At 62.5% G+C, this 18,019-nt stretch carries 2 protein-coding genes; both read left to right on the top strand.

All coding sequences use genetic code 11. The annotated features are described in order from the left end of the window. The first annotated feature begins 48 nt into the window (after positions 1 to 48). On the top strand, positions 49 to 10,896 hold the full coding sequence (locus IAE48_RS14350; RefSeq protein WP_200134792.1) for a non-ribosomal peptide synthetase: 10,848 nt from the start codon (positions 49 to 51) through the stop codon (positions 10,894 to 10,896). Beyond that, positions 10,893 to 17,984: a non-ribosomal peptide synthetase gene (locus IAE48_RS14345; protein ID WP_200134791.1), complete on the top strand. Its 7,092-nt coding sequence runs from the start codon at positions 10,893 to 10,895 to the stop codon at positions 17,982 to 17,984. The genes IAE48_RS14350 and IAE48_RS14345 overlap by 4 nt, the downstream gene beginning before the upstream one ends. The last annotated feature ends 35 nt before the right edge of the window (positions 17,985 to 18,019 follow it).

Raw genomic sequence — 18,019 nt, 5'->3', positions numbered from 1 at the left:
TCAATCACTCTTTTCCCCCTGCCGCTTTCTAATATTGAGGTTTTGCTTATGTCCGCGCTAATTGACACGGAGTACGTCGCTTTAACATCCGCACAAATGGGAATGTGGTTAGCGAATGAAGTCGCGCTGAACCCGGGAAATAATACAATCAGCGAATATTTAATTATTGATGGCGAGGTAAGCCCAACGTTATTTAAAGCGGCAGTCAAAAAAATGATTGCTGAAGCCGAAACAATGCACGGTCGGTTTTATCAAACAGACAACACGGTAAAGCAGCAGGTGCCCGCCATCGATAATTATGATGCTGCCTTTTACGATTTCAGTACGCGCCCGGATGCCTGGGAAGCCGCACTGGCCTTTATGAGCGAGCAGACAAATCAACGCTTCTCCCTCACACAAGGGAACGCATTTATCTTTTGTCTCATTAAGCTCAGCCCGAAAAGATTCCTCTATTACCACTGCTGCCACCATATCCTGCTGGACGGTTTTGGCGCTTCGCTGATCCTTCGCCGCACGGTCGATATCTACAACGCGCTGGTGCTGGATAAACCCGTCGAGCCGACGCCGTTCGGCAACTTTCGCGCCTTGATTGCCGAAGATACCGCCTACAGAAACTCAAACCGCTTTCTTCGCGATCGCGAATACTGGATGACGCGCTTTCAGGACAGGCCAGCGCCCGCAAGCCTTGCTGGCCGCAGCGCGCCGGATGCGCCGATCGTCCGCCAGCGCAACAATATCGATTTAGCCCTGCATCAAGCCCTGAATCGCCATGCCGAAGCCGCAGGCTGCACGCTCCCGCAGCTGCTTACGGCGTTAACCGCTGTTTACCTCTACCGCATGACCGGCCAGCAGGAGGTGGTGATCGGGCTACCGATGGCGGCGCGCGTCGGTCGCGTGCAGCGCACCACGCCCGCGATGATGTCCAACATCATGCCAGTACGCCTGCCGCTTTCGCCCGCGCTGACCCTTGATGATGTGCTGGTGCTGGTGGCAAAAGAGATGATGTCCGCGTTACGTCACCAGCAGTATCCCCATGAAGCGTTGACCCGCGATCTTAAACTCGACCGCCCGCTCTACCACACCACCATCAACGTCGAGTTATTTGGCGACGATCTGGCCTTCAACGGCGCGAAAACGTTCCCGGTGAATACCAGCAACGGGCCGGTTGACGATCTGGCGATCTTCTTCTTTGGTTACGGCGACGAACACACGCTGGTCGTCGGCTTTGACGCTAATAGCGCCCTCTACAGCCCAGAGAGTTTATCCGCCCATCATCAGCGCATGCTGGCGCTGTTTAGCGCGTTAATCGACCAACCTCACGCCGCGATTGGTGCCCCCTCGCTGCTGAGTGCGGAGGAGTCGCAGCTTTATGCTCAGGCCAATGATACCTGCGCGCCCGTGCCGCCCCTCTCCTTTGCGGCGCTGTTTGAACGTCAGGCCAGAAGCACGCCGCACGCGCCTGCACTTGACGATCGGCACACCCAGCTGAGCTACAGCCAGCTTAACCGCCAGGCGAACCGGCTTAGCCGCTTTCTACAGGATCAGGGTGTGCGCCCCGGCGACAGCATCGCGCTGCTCCTGCCGCGCACGGTGAATATGGTGATTGCCATGCTGGCGGTCGCCAAAGCACAGGCCGTTTACCTGCCCCTTGATGCCGATCACCCGGCGGAGCGCCTGCAGCATATTCTCGCCACCGCCCAGCCGACGCTGATCCTCTCCTCGTCGCAAACGGCGGGGATCGTTACCGGGTATCGCCAGCAGCAGATCGACAGTGACGCGGCGGTGGCGGCCATTGCGGCACAGCACGACGATAACCCAACCACGCTGCCGCAACCGCCGCAGCCAGCGTATGTGCTCTTTACCTCCGGCTCTACCGGCGCGCCGAAAGGGGCACTGGTCTCTCACGGCGCGTTAACCAACTTCCTCACCGCCATGCAACACACCGTGCAACTGACGGCGCAGCATCGGCTGCTCGCCGTGACCACCCTCAGTTTTGATATCGCCGCGCTGGAGCTTTTATTGCCGCTGATGACCGGCGCGTCGGTCACTATCGCCTCACGGGAGTGCGCGCGCGACCCGCGTCTGCTGGCGCAGGCGATCGCTGAACATCAGATCACCCATATGCAGGGTACGCCCGCGCTGTGGCATGGGTTAGTGGCCTATCAGCCCGATGCGCTGGCTGGCCTGACGGCGCTGGTCGGCGGCGATGCGCTACCCCAAACGCTTGCGGAGCGCATGGTCGCACTCTCTGAGCGCGTCATTCAGCTCTATGGCCCCACCGAAACCACTATCTGGTCGACCTTGAGCGAACTGAGCGCCGCGCACCCCTCGCCGTCGGTTATCGGTAAACCGCTCTTTAATACCCGAATTCATATCCTTGATGACGCCCTGAAACCGGTACCGGTTGGGCAGCCTGGCGAGCTCTATATCGCTGGCGACGGGCTGGCGCTCGGCTATCTCAACCGCGCAGATTTAACCAGCGAGCGCTTTGTTGCCAGCCCCTTTGATGAGGAGGGCAAGCGGATGTATCGCACCGGCGATATGGCCTGCTGGAGTGAAGAGCAGACAATCATTTTCCTCGGCCGGGTGGACAATCAGGTCAAGATCCGCGGCTATCGTATTGAACTCGGGGAGATTGAAAACGCGCTCAACGCCCTCCCCGAGGTTAAACAGGCGCTGGTCGTCGCCCATGAGGAGGAAAAGAGCGGGCAGAAACGGCTGGTGGCGTACGTCGTGGCGCAGGATGATGCAGCCTGTAGTCCGGATGCGCTGCGTGCGGCATCGGCGCAAAAACTGCCGGACTATATGGTACCCGCGCGGGTGATGGTGCTGGCGCACTTCCCCCTGACGGCGAATGGCAAAATCGACCGCCGGGCGCTGCCGCAACCGACCTTTACCTCTCTCGCCCCGGTACCGCCCGCTACTGCGCAGCAGCGGGAGCTGTGCCAGCTGTTTGCCGAGTGCCTGGCTATCGATCCGCCCGGTATTAATGACAACTTTTTTAGCCTCGGCGGGCACTCGCTGTTAGCGCTGCAATTACTGAGCCGCCTGCGCCAGCACTTCGGCGTGGAGCTGTCGCTGAAAACCCTGTTTGATGCCCCGACCGTTGCCGAACTGAGCGCGCAGATAGCAAGGGCGCACAGCCAGACGGCACGCCCTGCGCTGGTCGCGCAACCGCGCCCGGCGCAGCTGCCGATGTCATTTGCCCAGCAGCGCTTATGGTTGCAGCAGCAGATCGCCCCCAGCAGCGCCTACAACATGCCGCTGGCGCTGACGCTGAGCGGCCCGCTGGATGCGGCGGTGCTGGCGCAGGCCCTCTCTGACGTTATCGCCCGCCATGAGAGCCTGCGCACCCTGTTAACCCAGCAGGAAGAGATGCCCTGCCAGCAGATCCTTGCGGCTCACGACGTCAAGTTTGCGCTGCCGACCCTCGCCATCGCGCCCGAGCACCTTGACGCGCAGCTGGTGATGGAGAGCCAGCATCTCTTTGCGCTGGATAGCGAACTGCCGGTTAAAGCCTGGCTCTATCAACTGGCAGCGGAGCAACATGTTCTGCTGCTGCTCATTCACCATACCGCCGGGGATGGTGGCTCCCTGCTGCCGCTGCTGGAGGATTTGCGCCTCTGCTGGCAGGCGCGTGCCGCAGGCCAACACCCGCAGTTGCCGCCGCTGACCGTTCAGTACGCCGATTACGCGCTCTGGCAGCGCGCATTGCTGAGCGAAGCGCCCGGCGCGAACGCGCGCCATAGCCAGCAGCTGGACTACTGGTGTCAACAGCTGGCGGACGTGCCGGAAGAGGTGACGCTGCCCGCCGACCGGCCTCGCCCCACGCAGGCGGATTACCGTGGCGACCGCGTCGACTTTGCGCTCCCCGACGAGCTGTTATCGCGCCTGAAAACACGGAGCGAGGAGATGGGCGTGAGCCTGTTTATGCTGCTCCATGCGGCGCTGGCAACGCTGATGCATCGTCTCGGCGCAGGTGATGACATCGTAATTGGTACGCCGCTTTACGCCCGCAGCGACGCCGCCCTGCTGCCGCTGATCGGCTATTTCGCCAATACGGCGGTGCTGCGAACGGATATGGGAGGCAACCCGACGCTGAGCGACATTGTCACCCAGGCGAAATCGGCGGTGCTGGAAGCCAACCAGCATGAGGATCTCCCCTTTGAGCAGGTCGTCGAGGCGCTGGCACCCGGTCGCACCTTAGCCCGTCATCCGCTCTTTCAGGTGATGATGGTGGTCGATACACCGTGGCCGCAGGCGGTCACCTTCCCGCAGGTTGCGGTGGCACAACGCCAGCTCCCGACCACCACCGCCAAATTCGATCTGCTGTTTCATTTTGATGTCGATGACGCGCAGCAGCGCCTGAGCGGGCATATTGAATATGCCACCGCCCTCTATGATGGCCGCACGGTTGCGGGCTTTGCCGGGCAGTTAATCCGGGTTATCGAAACTATCGCGCAGCGTCCCGAAGCCCGCCTTGCGCAGATCCCGCTGTTAAGCGCTGCGCAGCGTGAAACCGTGCTAAAGCGCTGGAACGCAACGGATGTGACGTTGCCGCCGCTGTCGCTGGCCGGGCTGTTTGAAACGCAGGTGCAGCGCTCGCCCGACGCCATCGCGGTGAAAGAGGGCGAAAAAAACCTGAGCTATCGCCACCTTAATGAAGCAGCAAACCGGCTTGCGCACCGCCTGATGGCGCAGACCGGGGGCGCGCCGTTTTGCGCCGGGTTACTGATGCAGCACTCGATGAACGAAGTTATCGCCGTGCTCGCCGTTATCAAGGCTGGCGGCGCTTACCTGCCGCTGCGCATCACCGATCCGCTGGAGCGCCAGCAACTAATGGTGAATGAAGCAGGCGCCACGCTACTGCTGGCCGATGCCACCTTGCCACTGCCTACGGTCGACAATGTCCTGTTTATCGGTGAGGAACCTGCGGACGACTGGCCGCTAAGCAACCCGCCGCGTCTCTCTGCGCCCGGCAGCCTGGCCTATATCATGTTCACCTCCGGTTCGACCGGTAAGCCAAAAGGGATTGCGGTCGAGCAGCAGAGCGTGGCGGCGCTGGCGCTGGATCGCCGCTGGCGGGCAGAGGATCATCAGCGGGTGCTGCTGCACTCTCCGTCGGCCTTTGATGCCTCAACTTATGAGCTGTGGGTGCCGTTGCTGGGCGGCGGTACGGTTATCGTCGCGCCGTCGGGCGAGCTGGATATCGATACGCTGGCGCAGAGTATCGTCGATGAAAAGGTCACCGCGCTGTGGCTCACCGCCGGGCTATTTCATCTGATGGCAGAGGTGCATCCTGAGGCGCTGAAGGGCGTGCGTTTACTGATTGCGGGCGGAGATGTGCTCTCCATACACGCGATTCGCGAGGTGATGACGCATAACCCCGCGCTTGTGATGATGAACGGCTACGGGCCGACGGAAACCACCACCTTCGCCACCACATGGCCCATGGTGCAGATCCCGGAGGGCGTGACGGTGCCTGTCGGCACACCGCTCGACAATATGCAGCTTTATGTCCTTGATGCTTACCTCAACCCGGTGCCGGTCGGCATGCCCGGTGAGCTCTATATTGCCGGGATTGGGCTGGCGCGCGGATATCACCGCAACCCCTGCCTGACTGCGGCGCATTTTGTTGCTAACCCCTTCTCCGCCCACGGCGCGCGTATGTATCGCTCCGGCGACCAGGTGCGCTGGCGCGAGGATGGCGTGCTGGAGTACCTGAACCGTGGCGATCAGCAGGTCAAAATTCGCGGCTTCCGCATTGAGCTGGCTGAAGTGGAAGCGGCTTTGCAGAAGCAGGCAACGGTGGCCCAGGCGCTGGTGAGCACCCGGGAGAGCAGCCCGGGAAGCAGGCAGCTTATTGCGTGGGTAACGGCAAAACCTGGCGAAAGCTGCGATGCCGATGCGCTGCGCCAGGCGCTGGGCGCGCAACTGCCGGACTTTATGGTGCCAGCGATGATTGTCCCGCTTGAGCACTTCCCTCTGACGGCGAACGGCAAAGTCGATCAGCGCGCCCTGCCCACGCCGCAGGTTGCCAGCGTCGCGCACCGTGCGCCGCGCAGTGACCTTGAATGCACCCTCTGTACGCTCTTCGCCGCGGTATTGGGCGTGCCGGAGGTCGGTATTGATGATGACTTCTTTGCCCTCGGCGGCCACTCGCTGCTGGCCTCCCGCCTGGTGAGCAAAATCCGCCGGGCGCTCAATCTCAACCCGGCGATCCGCGATCTGTTTGAAGCCCCGACGGTGGCGCGGTTTGCCGGGCGGTTGCAGGGCAGCCAGCCGACGCGCCCGCGCCTGTGCCAGGGCGAGCGGCCACCGCTTCTGCCGCTCTCATCACCGCAGCGCCGTCTCTGGATGATTGACCGCATTGAGCAGGGTAAATACACCTACAACATGCCCGTCACGCTCACCTTACGGGGGGATATCGCCGTTTCTGCGCTGATGACGGCACTCGACGATATCGTGCTGCGCCATGAAAGCCTGCGCACACGCTTTCATCAGCTTGACGATGGGACGGTTTGCCAGAGGATCACTCCGGCCTCGATGGCCTGTTGCCCCCTGACCCTGCTTACGGTTTCCGCCGACGACCTGCCCCACGCCGTGCAGACCGCCGCACAATACACCTTCGATCTGGCGCAGGAAGATCCCTGCCGCGCCTGGCTGTTTAAGGTGGATGATGACCACCATCTGTTACTCATTCTGATGCACCATATCGCCAGCGATGGCGGATCGATTGCCCCGCTGCTGCGCGATCTGGCAGAGGCCTACAACGCCCGTGCGCAGAACCGGGTGCCCGTCTGGAGACCGCTTGCGGTGCAGTATGCCGACTACACGCTGTGGCAGCAGGCGCTGCTCGGTGCACCGGACGAGAACGACAGCCTCTTCAACAGCCAGCTGGCCTGGTGGCGCGATACGCTGCACGACCTGCCCGACGAACTTCAGTTGCCCACTGACCGGCCGCGCCCGCTGCGCGCCAGCTATGTGGGGAAACAGTGCCACTTCGCCATTGATGCCCGCACAACCGCCGCGTTAGAGGGGCTGGCACGACAGCATAACGCCAGCCTGTTTATGCTGTTACAGGCGGCGCTGGCGGTGCTGCTTTGCCGCTGCGGCGCGGGCGAGGATATCCCCATCGGCACGGCGGTCGAGGGGCGTAGCGACGAGGCGCTCGAACCGCTGGTCGGCTTTTTTATCAATACCCTGGTGATGCGGACCGATCTCAGCGGCAACCCCTCATTTGTGACGCTGCTTGAGCGCGTTCGCGAGCACGCGCTGGCGGCCTGGGAGCACCAGGATATCCCGTTCGAGAGCCTGGTCGAGGCGTTAAACCCCGCCCGTTCGCTGGCGCGGCATCCGCTCTTCCAGGTGATGCTGGTGCTGCAAAACGTCGCGCGCAGCGCCGCCCTCTTCGATGAGCTGGAAACCGTGGTTGAGATGCCGTCGTTGCCGGTGGCGAAATTTGATCTCACCTTTAACCTCGAAGAGACGCCGCAGGGGCTGCGCGGCATGGTGGAGTACGCCGTGGATCTGTTTGACGAGGCGACCGTCAGGCGCATGGCGGGCTACTTCACCCACCTGCTGGCGGGCATCGCCACCGATGCCTCGCGTCGCGTGAGCGAACTGCCGATCTTCAGCGACGCGGAGCGGCACGAAATCATGCAGACGTGGAACAACAGTGCGCGCGAGGTTCCCGCCACGACCTTTGCGGAACAGTTTGAAGCCATCGTGCGCGCCACGCCGCAGGCAACGGCGCTGATTGGCGACGAGGAGACGTTGACCTACGCGCAGCTGGACCAACGGGCAAACCGCCTGGCAAACCTGATGCTGGCGCGGGGCATTGGCGCCGAGCAGATTGTCGCCATCGCGCTGCCGCGATCCGTTGCCCTTATCGTGTCCATCATCGCCACGATGAAAACGGGCGCCGCCTATCTGCCTCTCGATCCTGATTACCCACCCGAGCGGGTGGCGTATATGTTAAGCCACGCGCAGCCAGGGCTGGTGATAAGCCAGGCGGCATTCGCCGACCGGCTGGCACCGGAGTATGCCGCGCTGCGCCTTGACCACCCGGCCCTGCGCGGGCTACTTGCCGACCACAGTGCCGAAGCGATTACGCTGCCGCGCAGGTTGCGGTGCGATAACGCCGCCTACCTCATCTACACCTCCGGCTCGACCGGCGCGCCAAAAGGGGTAGTGGTCAGCCATCGGGGAATTGCTCATCTGGTCGCCAGCATGGTTGAGCGCCTGCACGTCACGCCGCAAAGCCGCGTGTTGCAGTTCGCCTCGCCGAGCTTCGACGCCTCGTTCTGGGATATCAGCATGGCGCTGCTGAGCGGCGCGTCGCTGGTCGTGGCGGCGAAAGAGGCGCTAACGCCCGGCAAACCGCTCTATACCCTGATGCGCGATCGCGCGGTTACCCATGCCACGCTACCACCGGTTGGGCTGGCGGTGATGCCGCGCGAACCGCTGCCCGCACTGGCAACGCTTATCGTTGCCGGGGAGGCCTGCCCGCCGGAACTGATCGCGTTTTGGGGCACCGGGCGGCGAATGATTAACGCCTATGGCCCGAGCGAATCGACCGTCTGCGCCACCATCAGCCAGCCGTTACAGGCCGACCGACTGCCGCCGATTGGCAGACCGATTTTCAATATGCAGGCTTATGTGCTGGACGCGCATCTGCAACCCGTTCCGCCGGGGGTAAAAGGCGAGCTCTATATTGCTGGTGAAAGCCTGGCGCGGGGCTACCTGAAACGGCCCGATTTAACGGCAGAACGCTTCGTTGCTAACCCCTTTGGCGCACCGGGCAGCCGGATGTACCGCACAGGCGATATGGCAAGCTGGAGCCGTGAGGGCGAGCTGATGTTCGCCGGGCGCGTCGATCACCAGGTCAAAATCCGCGGTTTTCGTATTGAGCTGGGCGAGATTGAATCCCAGTTGCGAAAACATCCGCAGATCACGCAGGCGACGGTGATTGTCCGCGAGGATAAACCCGGTTTGCGCCAGCTGGTGGCTTACGCCGTCGCCCGCGATGAGCAGGCGCAGGGCGGGGAGATCCGCGACTTTTTACGCGATTTTTTGCCGGACTATATGGTGCCGGTTGCCGTGGTTCTGCTACCGGCAATACCGGTCACGCCAAACGGCAAAATCGACCGCCGGGCGCTGCCTGCGCCGCAGTTTGCCCGCGTACAGCACACCCCACCGCGTAACGCGCAGGAGCAACTGCTCAGCACGCTGTTCGCCGAACTGCTCAACCTGGCGGAGGTCGACCGCACGATGAGCTTCTTCGAGCTGGGCGGCGACAGCATCACGGCAATACAGCTGGTGGCGCGCGCCCGCCAGGCGGGCTGGCTGTTCACCCCGCGCGATATGTTTGAGCATAAATCGGTCGCCGGGCTGGCTGGCATTATGACCGCCGTTGCAGAGCAGGATACCGCTCCGCAGGTTGCTGCCGTCGGCGATCTGCCCGCGACACCGATCTTCCACTGGTTGATGGAGAACCCCGGCGATATCAACGCCTTCTGCCAGGCAACGCTGCTGCACACGCCCGCAGAGCTGGATGCACAGGCGCTGCGCGAGATGCTCGCCGAACTGATCCGGCACCATGATGCGCTGCGCTTAACTGCCCGCCGCGAGGTCAGCGGCGAGATTTATCTCGCTGTGCCGCCTGCCATGGATGAGAGTGAGATGCTGGAGATTGTCGATATCCTGCCTCTCTCGCCGGAGCAGCGGCAGCTGCAGATTCAGGAGGCGTGTCACCGGGCGAAACAGCGGCTCGACCCGGCGCGCGGCAAGATGGTGCAGGCCGTCTGGTTCCGCGCCGCCTGTGGCGAACCGGGCCAGCTGATGCTGGTGTTACATCACCTGGCGGTGGATGGCGTCTCCTGGCGGATACTCGCCGCCGACCTGCTCGCCCTCTGGCGCGCCCGCGCTACGGGTAAAAATGCGCAGCTGACCGACACAGGCACCGCCTTTCGCGCTTGGGCGCTGCGCCTTGAGCAGGAAGCGCAACGCCGGGGTGATGAGCTGGCGCACTGGCAGAGCGTGCTCAGCCAGCCGGACGAGCTGTTAACCACACGACGGCTGGCAGGCACGTGCGACACCCTCGCCACCAGCGCCTCTTTGCAGATGGAGCTTGGCAGCGAATTTACCCAGCCTTTGCTGGCCACCCTGCCCGCGCGCTTTCACGCCGGTATTAACGATGTGCTGCTCTGCGCCCTGGCACTCGCCATCACGGCATGGCGCGAAGATGGGCAAACGGATGTGCTGCTGGATGTCGAAGGGCACGGGCGCGAAGAGCTGGCGGGAACCGCGCTGTCGAACACCGTTGGCTGGTTTACCACGCTCTACCCGGTGCGTCTTGCTCCGGGTAGAGCGCAGTTAACCCATCCCCACTCGCTCGGTAGCGCGCTGAAGAGCGTTAAAGAGCAGCTGAGCCAGGTGCCGGGCAACGGGCTGGGTTACGGCCTGCTGCGCTATCTCAACCCACAAACGCGCCCGCAGCTTGCCGCGCTGCCACAGCCGCAAATCGGCTTTAACTATCTGGGCCGCCTCAGCGTCGAAGAGGCGCGGGACTGGCAGCTTGCGGCTGAGGCACGCCTGCTTGATACCCGCGCACACGACAGCTTCGCGCTGCCGCATGCCCTCTCGCTCAATGCCGTGGTGGAAGCGCGTGCAAGCGGCCCGGTGCTGGTGGCGAACTGGAGTTGGGCGACTGAGCTTTACGCTGAAGATCGCGTCAGCCGTCTGGCTACGGGGTGGTTTAGCTGGCTGAAAGCGCTGTCGCAGCTTACGCAGGTCGACGATATCGGCGGATTTACCCCTTCAGATGTGCCCCTGGTGGCGCTGCAACAGGCGGGGCTGTCAAAACTTCAGGCAAAATGGACGAAGAAAAAATGAGTATGGATATTAAAGAGATACTGCCGTTATCCCCGTTACAGAAAGGTCTGCTGTTCCATATGCTGCTTGATACGCGCGGTAGCGATGCCTATCAGGTGCAACAGGTTTATCAACTTGATGGGGAGCTGGATGTCGCCAGGCTCAAACAGGCCGTCGGGCAGCTGCTGGCGCGCCATCCCCACCTCTGCGCCGGGTTTGAGTATGAAGAGGTCGACACGCCGGTTCAGCTGATCCTCTCTGGCCTGCCGCTCCCCTGGCAGGAGGTGGATTTAAGTATCCTCTCAACGTTAGCGCAGGCGTCGGCTTATGGTGCGCTGCTGGAAACGGACTACAACACCCGCTTCGCCGCCGACACGCCGCCTCTGCTGCGCTTTACCCTTGTGAAGTGTTCGCCGACGCAACATAAGCTGATCTTCACCAATCACCACCTGCTGCTGGATGGCTGGTCGATTCCGGTGCTGCTCGATGAGCTGTTTCGTTTATACCTCGCGGAGCCGTTGCCGCCCGCCGTGCCCTATCGCGACTATTTGTATTGGCTTACCCAGCGTGAAACCGGGAAGATGCGCGATGTATGGCGCGAGGCGTTACGCGGCCTGCAAGGCCCTACCCATCTCGCCAAAGGGCGCACCACCGACAATTTGCAGCCGCACCTGCTCCACAGAACGGTGGATGCCGACCGTACCCGGCAGCTGAACCGCTGCGCCCGCGAGCTTGGCGTAACGGTCAATACGCTATTGCAGTGCGCCTGGGGCATGCTGCTTGGCGCGCTTACCGGGCGCTGCGACGTGGTTTTCGGCATTACCGTTTCCGGCAGACCGGCGGAGCTTAGCGGCATCGAAAGGATGGTCGGATTACTAATCAACACGCTGCCGCTTCGCCTCAGCTGGCGCATGGAGGAGAGTTTCACCACGCTGCTGCAACAGCTACAGGCGGAGCAGACGCGCCTGCTCGACAGCCAGTATCTCGATCTCACCACCATCCAGGCTGACGCCGGCGGCGAGGCGCTGTTTGATACGCTGATGGTGTTTGAGAACTACCCGCAGAGCGCAAGCGCCGAAATGAGCGAAAAATTAACGGTTTCGCTCGCCTCGCACCGCGGCGGCGATGCCTCCCACTACCCGCTGGGGCTTATTGCTGTTCCCGGCGAATCGCTCGCGCTGCGCTTTAGCGCGCTGGCCGATATCTTCCCCGATGAGGAGGTTGAGCGGCTGGCGGATCGCTTCCTGCATCTGCTTTACACCATGATTGACCGCCCTGACAGCCTTATCGGCCACGCTTCTCTGTTACTGCCGCAGGAGGCGCAGGCGCTGCTTCCCACACCGTCATCGTTCGATAAGAGGACGCAAACCACGCTGCACGAGGTGTTTGAACAGTGCGCCGCGCACTACCCGGATGCCACTGCCCTCTCGCTTGGCGATAAGACGCTTTGCTACGCCGAGCTTAACCAGCGGGCGAACCAACTTGCCCGTCATCTGGTGAGCTGCGGCATCGGCAGCGAAGAGATTGTGGCGCTGGCGCTGCCGCGCACGCTTGAGGCGCTGGTGGCTATTCTTGCGGTGCTGAAAGCGGGCGCGGCCTGGCTGCCGCTGGATGTGCATAACCCGCCGGAGCGGCTGGCCTACATTCTCTCCGACGCCAGACCGGCGCTAATCGTGTCACTCCAGGCGCACGCGGAGATGTTTGATGAATCGCAGCTGCTGCTCCTTGATAGCGCTGAAAGCCAGCAACGGCTGGCGCAGCAGAGCGGCGTGGATCTTAAGCCAAGCGAGCGGCTGCGCCCGGTGCAGGCGCACAACCTCGCCTATATCATTTACACCTCTGGCTCCACCGGCAATCCCAAGGGGGTGATGATCCCGCACAGCAATGTGCTGCGTCTTTTCGCCGCGACAGAGACGTGGTTTAACTTCTCGCGCCACGATATCTGGACGCTGTTTCACTCCTGCTCGTTTGATTTCTCGGTCTGGGAAATATGGGGCGCATTGCTCTATGGCGGCGAGCTGGTGGTGGTGCCCTTTATGGTCAGCCGCGATGCGCAGGCCTTTTTGCGGCTGTTAAGCGAGAAAAAAGTGACCATCCTTAACCAGACGCCGTCCGCTTTTTATCAGTTGATTGAAGCCGAGCGCGATCTTGAGCACGACGAACTGCCGCTGGCGCTGCGTAAGGTGATTTTTGGTGGTGAAGCGCTGGATCTTAGCCAACTTGAACGCTGGTATCAGCGCCACCCGGAAAGTGCGCCGGAACTTATCAATATGTACGGCATCACGGAAACCACCGTACATGTGAGCTATCAGCCGTTAACCGCGGCGCGGGCGCGCGAGGCGACAGGCAGCCTTATCGGCGTGGCGATCCCCGATCTGCATATCCATCTGCTGGATGATGCGCTGCGTCCGGTGCCGCCGGGCGTTGAGGGCGAAATGTATATCAGCGGTGCCGGGCTGGCGCGCGGTTATCTGAACCGTGTCGAACTCTCCAGCCAACGCTTTGTCGCCGACCCCTGGGGTGCGCCGGGCTCGCGCATGTATCGCTCCGGCGATATCGCCGTCAGGAGCCCAGAGGGAGACCTGCACTACCTGGGGCGCGCGGATCAGCAGGTGAAACTGCGCGGGTTTCGTATTGAGTTGGGCGAAATTGCCGCTGTTCTGCGAAGCGCCCCGCAGGTTGCCCATGCAGAAGTGGTGCTGCTTGATGCCGACACTCAACCGCAGCTGGTGGCCTACGTCACCGCCGACTCGCACGCGCCGCTCGATATTGCCGCGCTGCGCAGCCTGGCGGCAGCGAAACTGCCGGGCTACATGGTGCCGGGCGCGATTATGCAGATTGAACAGTTCCCGCTGACCCTCAACGGCAAGCTGGATAAACGCGCCCTGCCGCGCCCCGTTCTGAGTGCCGGAAGCGCACGACGCGCGCCGCGCACCGTGCAGGAGGAGATTCTGCTGGGGCTGTTTGCCGAGGTGTTGCAGTCAGACGCTCCCGGTATTGATGACGACTTCTTTGCCCTCGGCGGCCATTCGCTGCTGGCGATGCGTCTGGTGAGCCGCATCACCCGCGTGCTGGAGGTCGAAGTGCCGATCCGCACGCTGTTTGACTATCCAACGGTCGCGCAGCTGGCCGGGCAACTGACGAAACAGGGAAACCGGCCTGCTGAACCTCTCTGCACACAGCCGCGCAGCGCCCGGCTGCCGCTCTCTTTTGCCCAGCAGCGGATGTGGCTTTTGAAAAACCTCGATAAAAACCATGCGGCCTATAACATGCCGCTCGCCATCCGTTTGCAGGGGGAGCTGAACGACACCGCGCTATGTGAAGCCGTGCGGGATGTGGTTGAACGCCATGAGGTTCTGCGCACGCGCTACCCGCTCCACCAGGGGCAGCCATGGCAGGAGATCCTCGCCCCCGATGCGTTTGAAGTGACGTTTGAGGTGAGCAATATCGCGGCTTCGTCGCTGACCGACGCCCTTGATCACGCCGCTGCCTACCCGTTTGAGCTAGCAGAAGAGATCCCACTGCGCGCCAGCCTGTTCCATCTTTCGCAAACCCGGCAGCATGTGCTGCTGCTGGTTATCCACCATATCGCCTGCGATGGTGGCTCGCTGGCACCGCTGTTTCGCGATCTCGCCTGCGCCTATACCGCGCGCTGCGCCATGCAGGCCCCGCAGTGGGCGCCGCTGCCGGTGCAGTATGCCGATTACGCCCTCTGGCAGCGCGGGAGGTTGGGCGACATTGAGAGCCAGAGCGAAACCGCCGTCCGGCAGCTCACATTCTGGCGTGAAGCCCTCTCCGGCGTGCAGGAAGCGACGACGCTGCCCGCCGATCGTCATCCGACGGCCGCAACCAGTTATGTTGGCGAGCAGGTCAGGTTACGCATTGATGAGAAGCTTTATCAGCAGATCACCCAACTGGCACGCCGTGAGGGGGCGACGCCCTTTATGGTGCTGCAAACCGCCGCCGCGATCCTCTTTGGCAGAATGGGGGCCGGGGAGGATATTACGCTCGGCACCGCCGTCGCCGGGCGTTCAGATGAGGCGATGCGCGATCTGGTCGGCTTCTTCGTCAATACCCTGGTACTTCGCGTTGATCTGGCGGCAAACCCCACGGTGGCTGAGGCGCTGGCCCAGGTGCGCGAGTTTATGCTCTCCGCCTGGGTTAACCAGGAGGTCCCCTTTGACTGGGTGGTGAAAAGCCTCAACCCCGAGCGCGTCTCTGGCAGGCATCCGCTCTTCCAGGTGATGATGGTGCTGCAAAATAACGACGCCACGCCGCCGAACTTCGCCGGGCTGACGCTCTTGCCGCAGCCCGTCGGGCTGGTGACCACCAAGTTTGATTTAACCTTCAACGTTGAGCAGGTTTACGGCGAGCGCGGCGACGTCAGCGCACTGGAGGTGCAAATCGACTACCCGGTCGATCGCTTTGACGGGCAGACCATCACGGCGCTGGCGGATTACTTCACCCACCTGTTGCAGGCCATGGTGGAGGAGCCGGAGAGCGCGGTGATGACGCTGCCGCTGCTCACTGACCGCCAGCGTAACGAGCTGCTGGACGTGTGGAATGAGACCTGGTGCGACGTGCCGCCCGCCACCCTTGCCGCGCAGTTTGCCCGCCAGGTCGCCGCCACGCCGCAGCGTATCGCCGCCAGCTGCGGGCAGGAGCAGCTGAGCTATCAGCAACTGGATGCCTGCGCCAATGCCCTCGCGCAGCGCCTGCAACAGCAAGGCCTAAACAGCGAGCAGGGCGTGGCAGTGTTGATGACCCGCTCCCTTTCGCTGGTGATTGCCCTTCTTGCGGTGGTGAAAGCGGGCGGTTTCTATGTACCGCTGCGGGCGAGCGATCCCGCTGAGCGCTGGCAACATTGTATTGATGAGCTGGATCTGCGCATCGTGCTGCTGGATGAAAGCCACAGCCAGGCCGCGCTGCCGCCGGGCATAGCGCGGCTTATTGTCGATGATTCAGCAACCCACGCCACGGCGGCGGAGGTTGTAACAACGGTAACGCCGGACCATCTGGCTTATGTGATGTTTACCTCCGGCTCGACCGGCAAACCGAAAGGCATTGCCACCACCCAGGATAACGTGCTGGCGTTGGCACGCGACCGCCGCTGGCAAGCGGAGGCGTGCCAGCGCATTCTGCTGCACTCGGCCTATGCGTTTGACGCCTCCACCTGGGAGATTTGGGGGACGCTGCTCAATGGTCACCATGCGGTGATCGTCCCCGGCGAGACGCTGGATCTGCCCCTGCTTGCCGACACGCTTGTGGCGGGTGAGGTCACGACCGCCTTTTTAACCTCCGGGCTGTTCCGCCTGATCGCCGAGGAGGCGAGCGACTGCCTTGCAGGCTTACGCCGGGTTTATACCGGCGGGGAGAAGATCTCCGCCAGCGCGGTTCAGGCCGTGCGCGAGCGCTGGCCGCATCTCGAACTGCTGAATATTTATGGCCCAACGGAGATCACCACCTATGCGACGGACTACCCCATCACGCAGGCCGATGCGCCCTATCTTGACGTGCCGATTGGCAGAGCGTTCGATAACACCCGCCTCTACGTGCTTGATTCCCATCTGCAGCCGGTGCCGCCGGGCGTGGCGGCAGAGCTCTATATCGCCGGGCGCGGGGTGGCTCGCGGCTATATCAACCACCCGACGCTGAGCGCGGCACACTTTGTCGCCGATCCTTTCGGCCCGGCGGGAAGCCGCATGTACCGCACTGGCGATATCGTCAAATGGCGGCGCGATGGCGCGCTCTGTTTTGTCAGCCGCCGCGATCAGCAGGTGAAAATTCGCGGTTTCCGCATTGAACCCGGTGAAGTGGAGATGGTGCTGAAACAGCACGCTGCGGTTCAGCAGGCGGCGGTGGTGGCGCTTGAGGATCGCAGCGGCAATAAGCAGCTTGTCGCCTATGTGGTGCCCTCTGTTCAGGAGAGCGAACTCAGCGCAGCACTGCAACAGTTTGCGCGCGAGCGGCTGCCGGACTTTATGGTGCCCGCGGCGATTATGCTGCTGGCGGCGCTGCCGCTTAACGCCAACGGTAAGCTGGCACTTGCCGGGTTGCCGAAGCCCGATTTCCATACCGGGCCAGGGCGCGCGCCGCAAAACGAGCGGGAAAGCTGGCTGGCTGAGCGGTTTTGCGAACTGCTCAATCTGAAAAACATCACCGTCGATAGCAGCTTTTTTGCCCTTGGCGGCCACTCATTACTGGCGGCGCGGCTGATTAACGCTATCGATAAAACGTGGCAGGTGAAACTGACGCTGCGCGATCTGTTTGAGCACCCGACGGTAGCGCTGCTGGCGCAGCGGCTTCAGAGCAATCAGCGCAGCAACGTGCTGGATGTGATGCTGCCTCTGCAACCGCGCGGGCAGAAAACGCCCCTCTTCTGCCTGCCGCCCGGCGGCGGGTTGAGCTGGTCCTACGCCGGGCTTATTCCCTGGCTTGGCGACACGCAGCCGCTGTTTGGCCTGCAGTCGCAACGGCTGAGCAGCGGGGAGGCGTTGCCCTCGGTTAACGCGCTGGCAAAAAGTTACCTCGCGGAGATGGTGAAAGTGCAGCCACACGGCCCTTATGCCCTGCTCGGCTGGTCATTTGGCTGCCATCTGGCCCATGAAATCGCCACCCTGTTGCAGCAGGCCGGGGAGGTTGTCAGCACGCTGATCCTGCTTGATGGCTACCCGCTGGGCGAGCGCTACCGTGACAGGGAGCGGCAAGACAGCGAGAGCCTCTCGGCGCTGTTTGAAGCCTTAACCGGCAGCGTGCCCACAGAGAGTGAACTCACTGTCGAGGCGCTGCGCCGCCGTTTAGTGGCGCAGGAGCATCCGCTGGCGGTAATGGAGCCAGTAGTGTTTGAGCGTATCCTTGCGGAGTTTCGCGAGGCGCCGCGCCTGCTGGCAGCCTTCACGCCGTCGCGCTTTCAGGGGGATATCCTCTTCCTGCGCGCGGCCACACGCCGCGACGGCGAAGCGGGTTTCGATGCGCAGCTGTGGGCACCCTTTGTCGAGGGGAGAATCGCTATCCACACCCTGCCCTGCACTCATGACGGTATGTTCAGCCCGCAGGCGTTGCAGCAGGCCGGGCCGCTGATCCGCGACTGGATAGCCAAAGAGAAGTAAGTTTTCGTGGAATACAAAAACCGCCTGCCGGGCGG

This window comes from Kosakonia sp. S57 (assembly GCF_016516575.1).
Lineage (GTDB): Bacteria > Pseudomonadota > Gammaproteobacteria > Enterobacterales > Enterobacteriaceae > Kosakonia > Kosakonia cowanii.
Note: the sequence above shows the minus strand (reverse complement) of the source record. Positions and strands in the feature narration are given on the sequence as shown.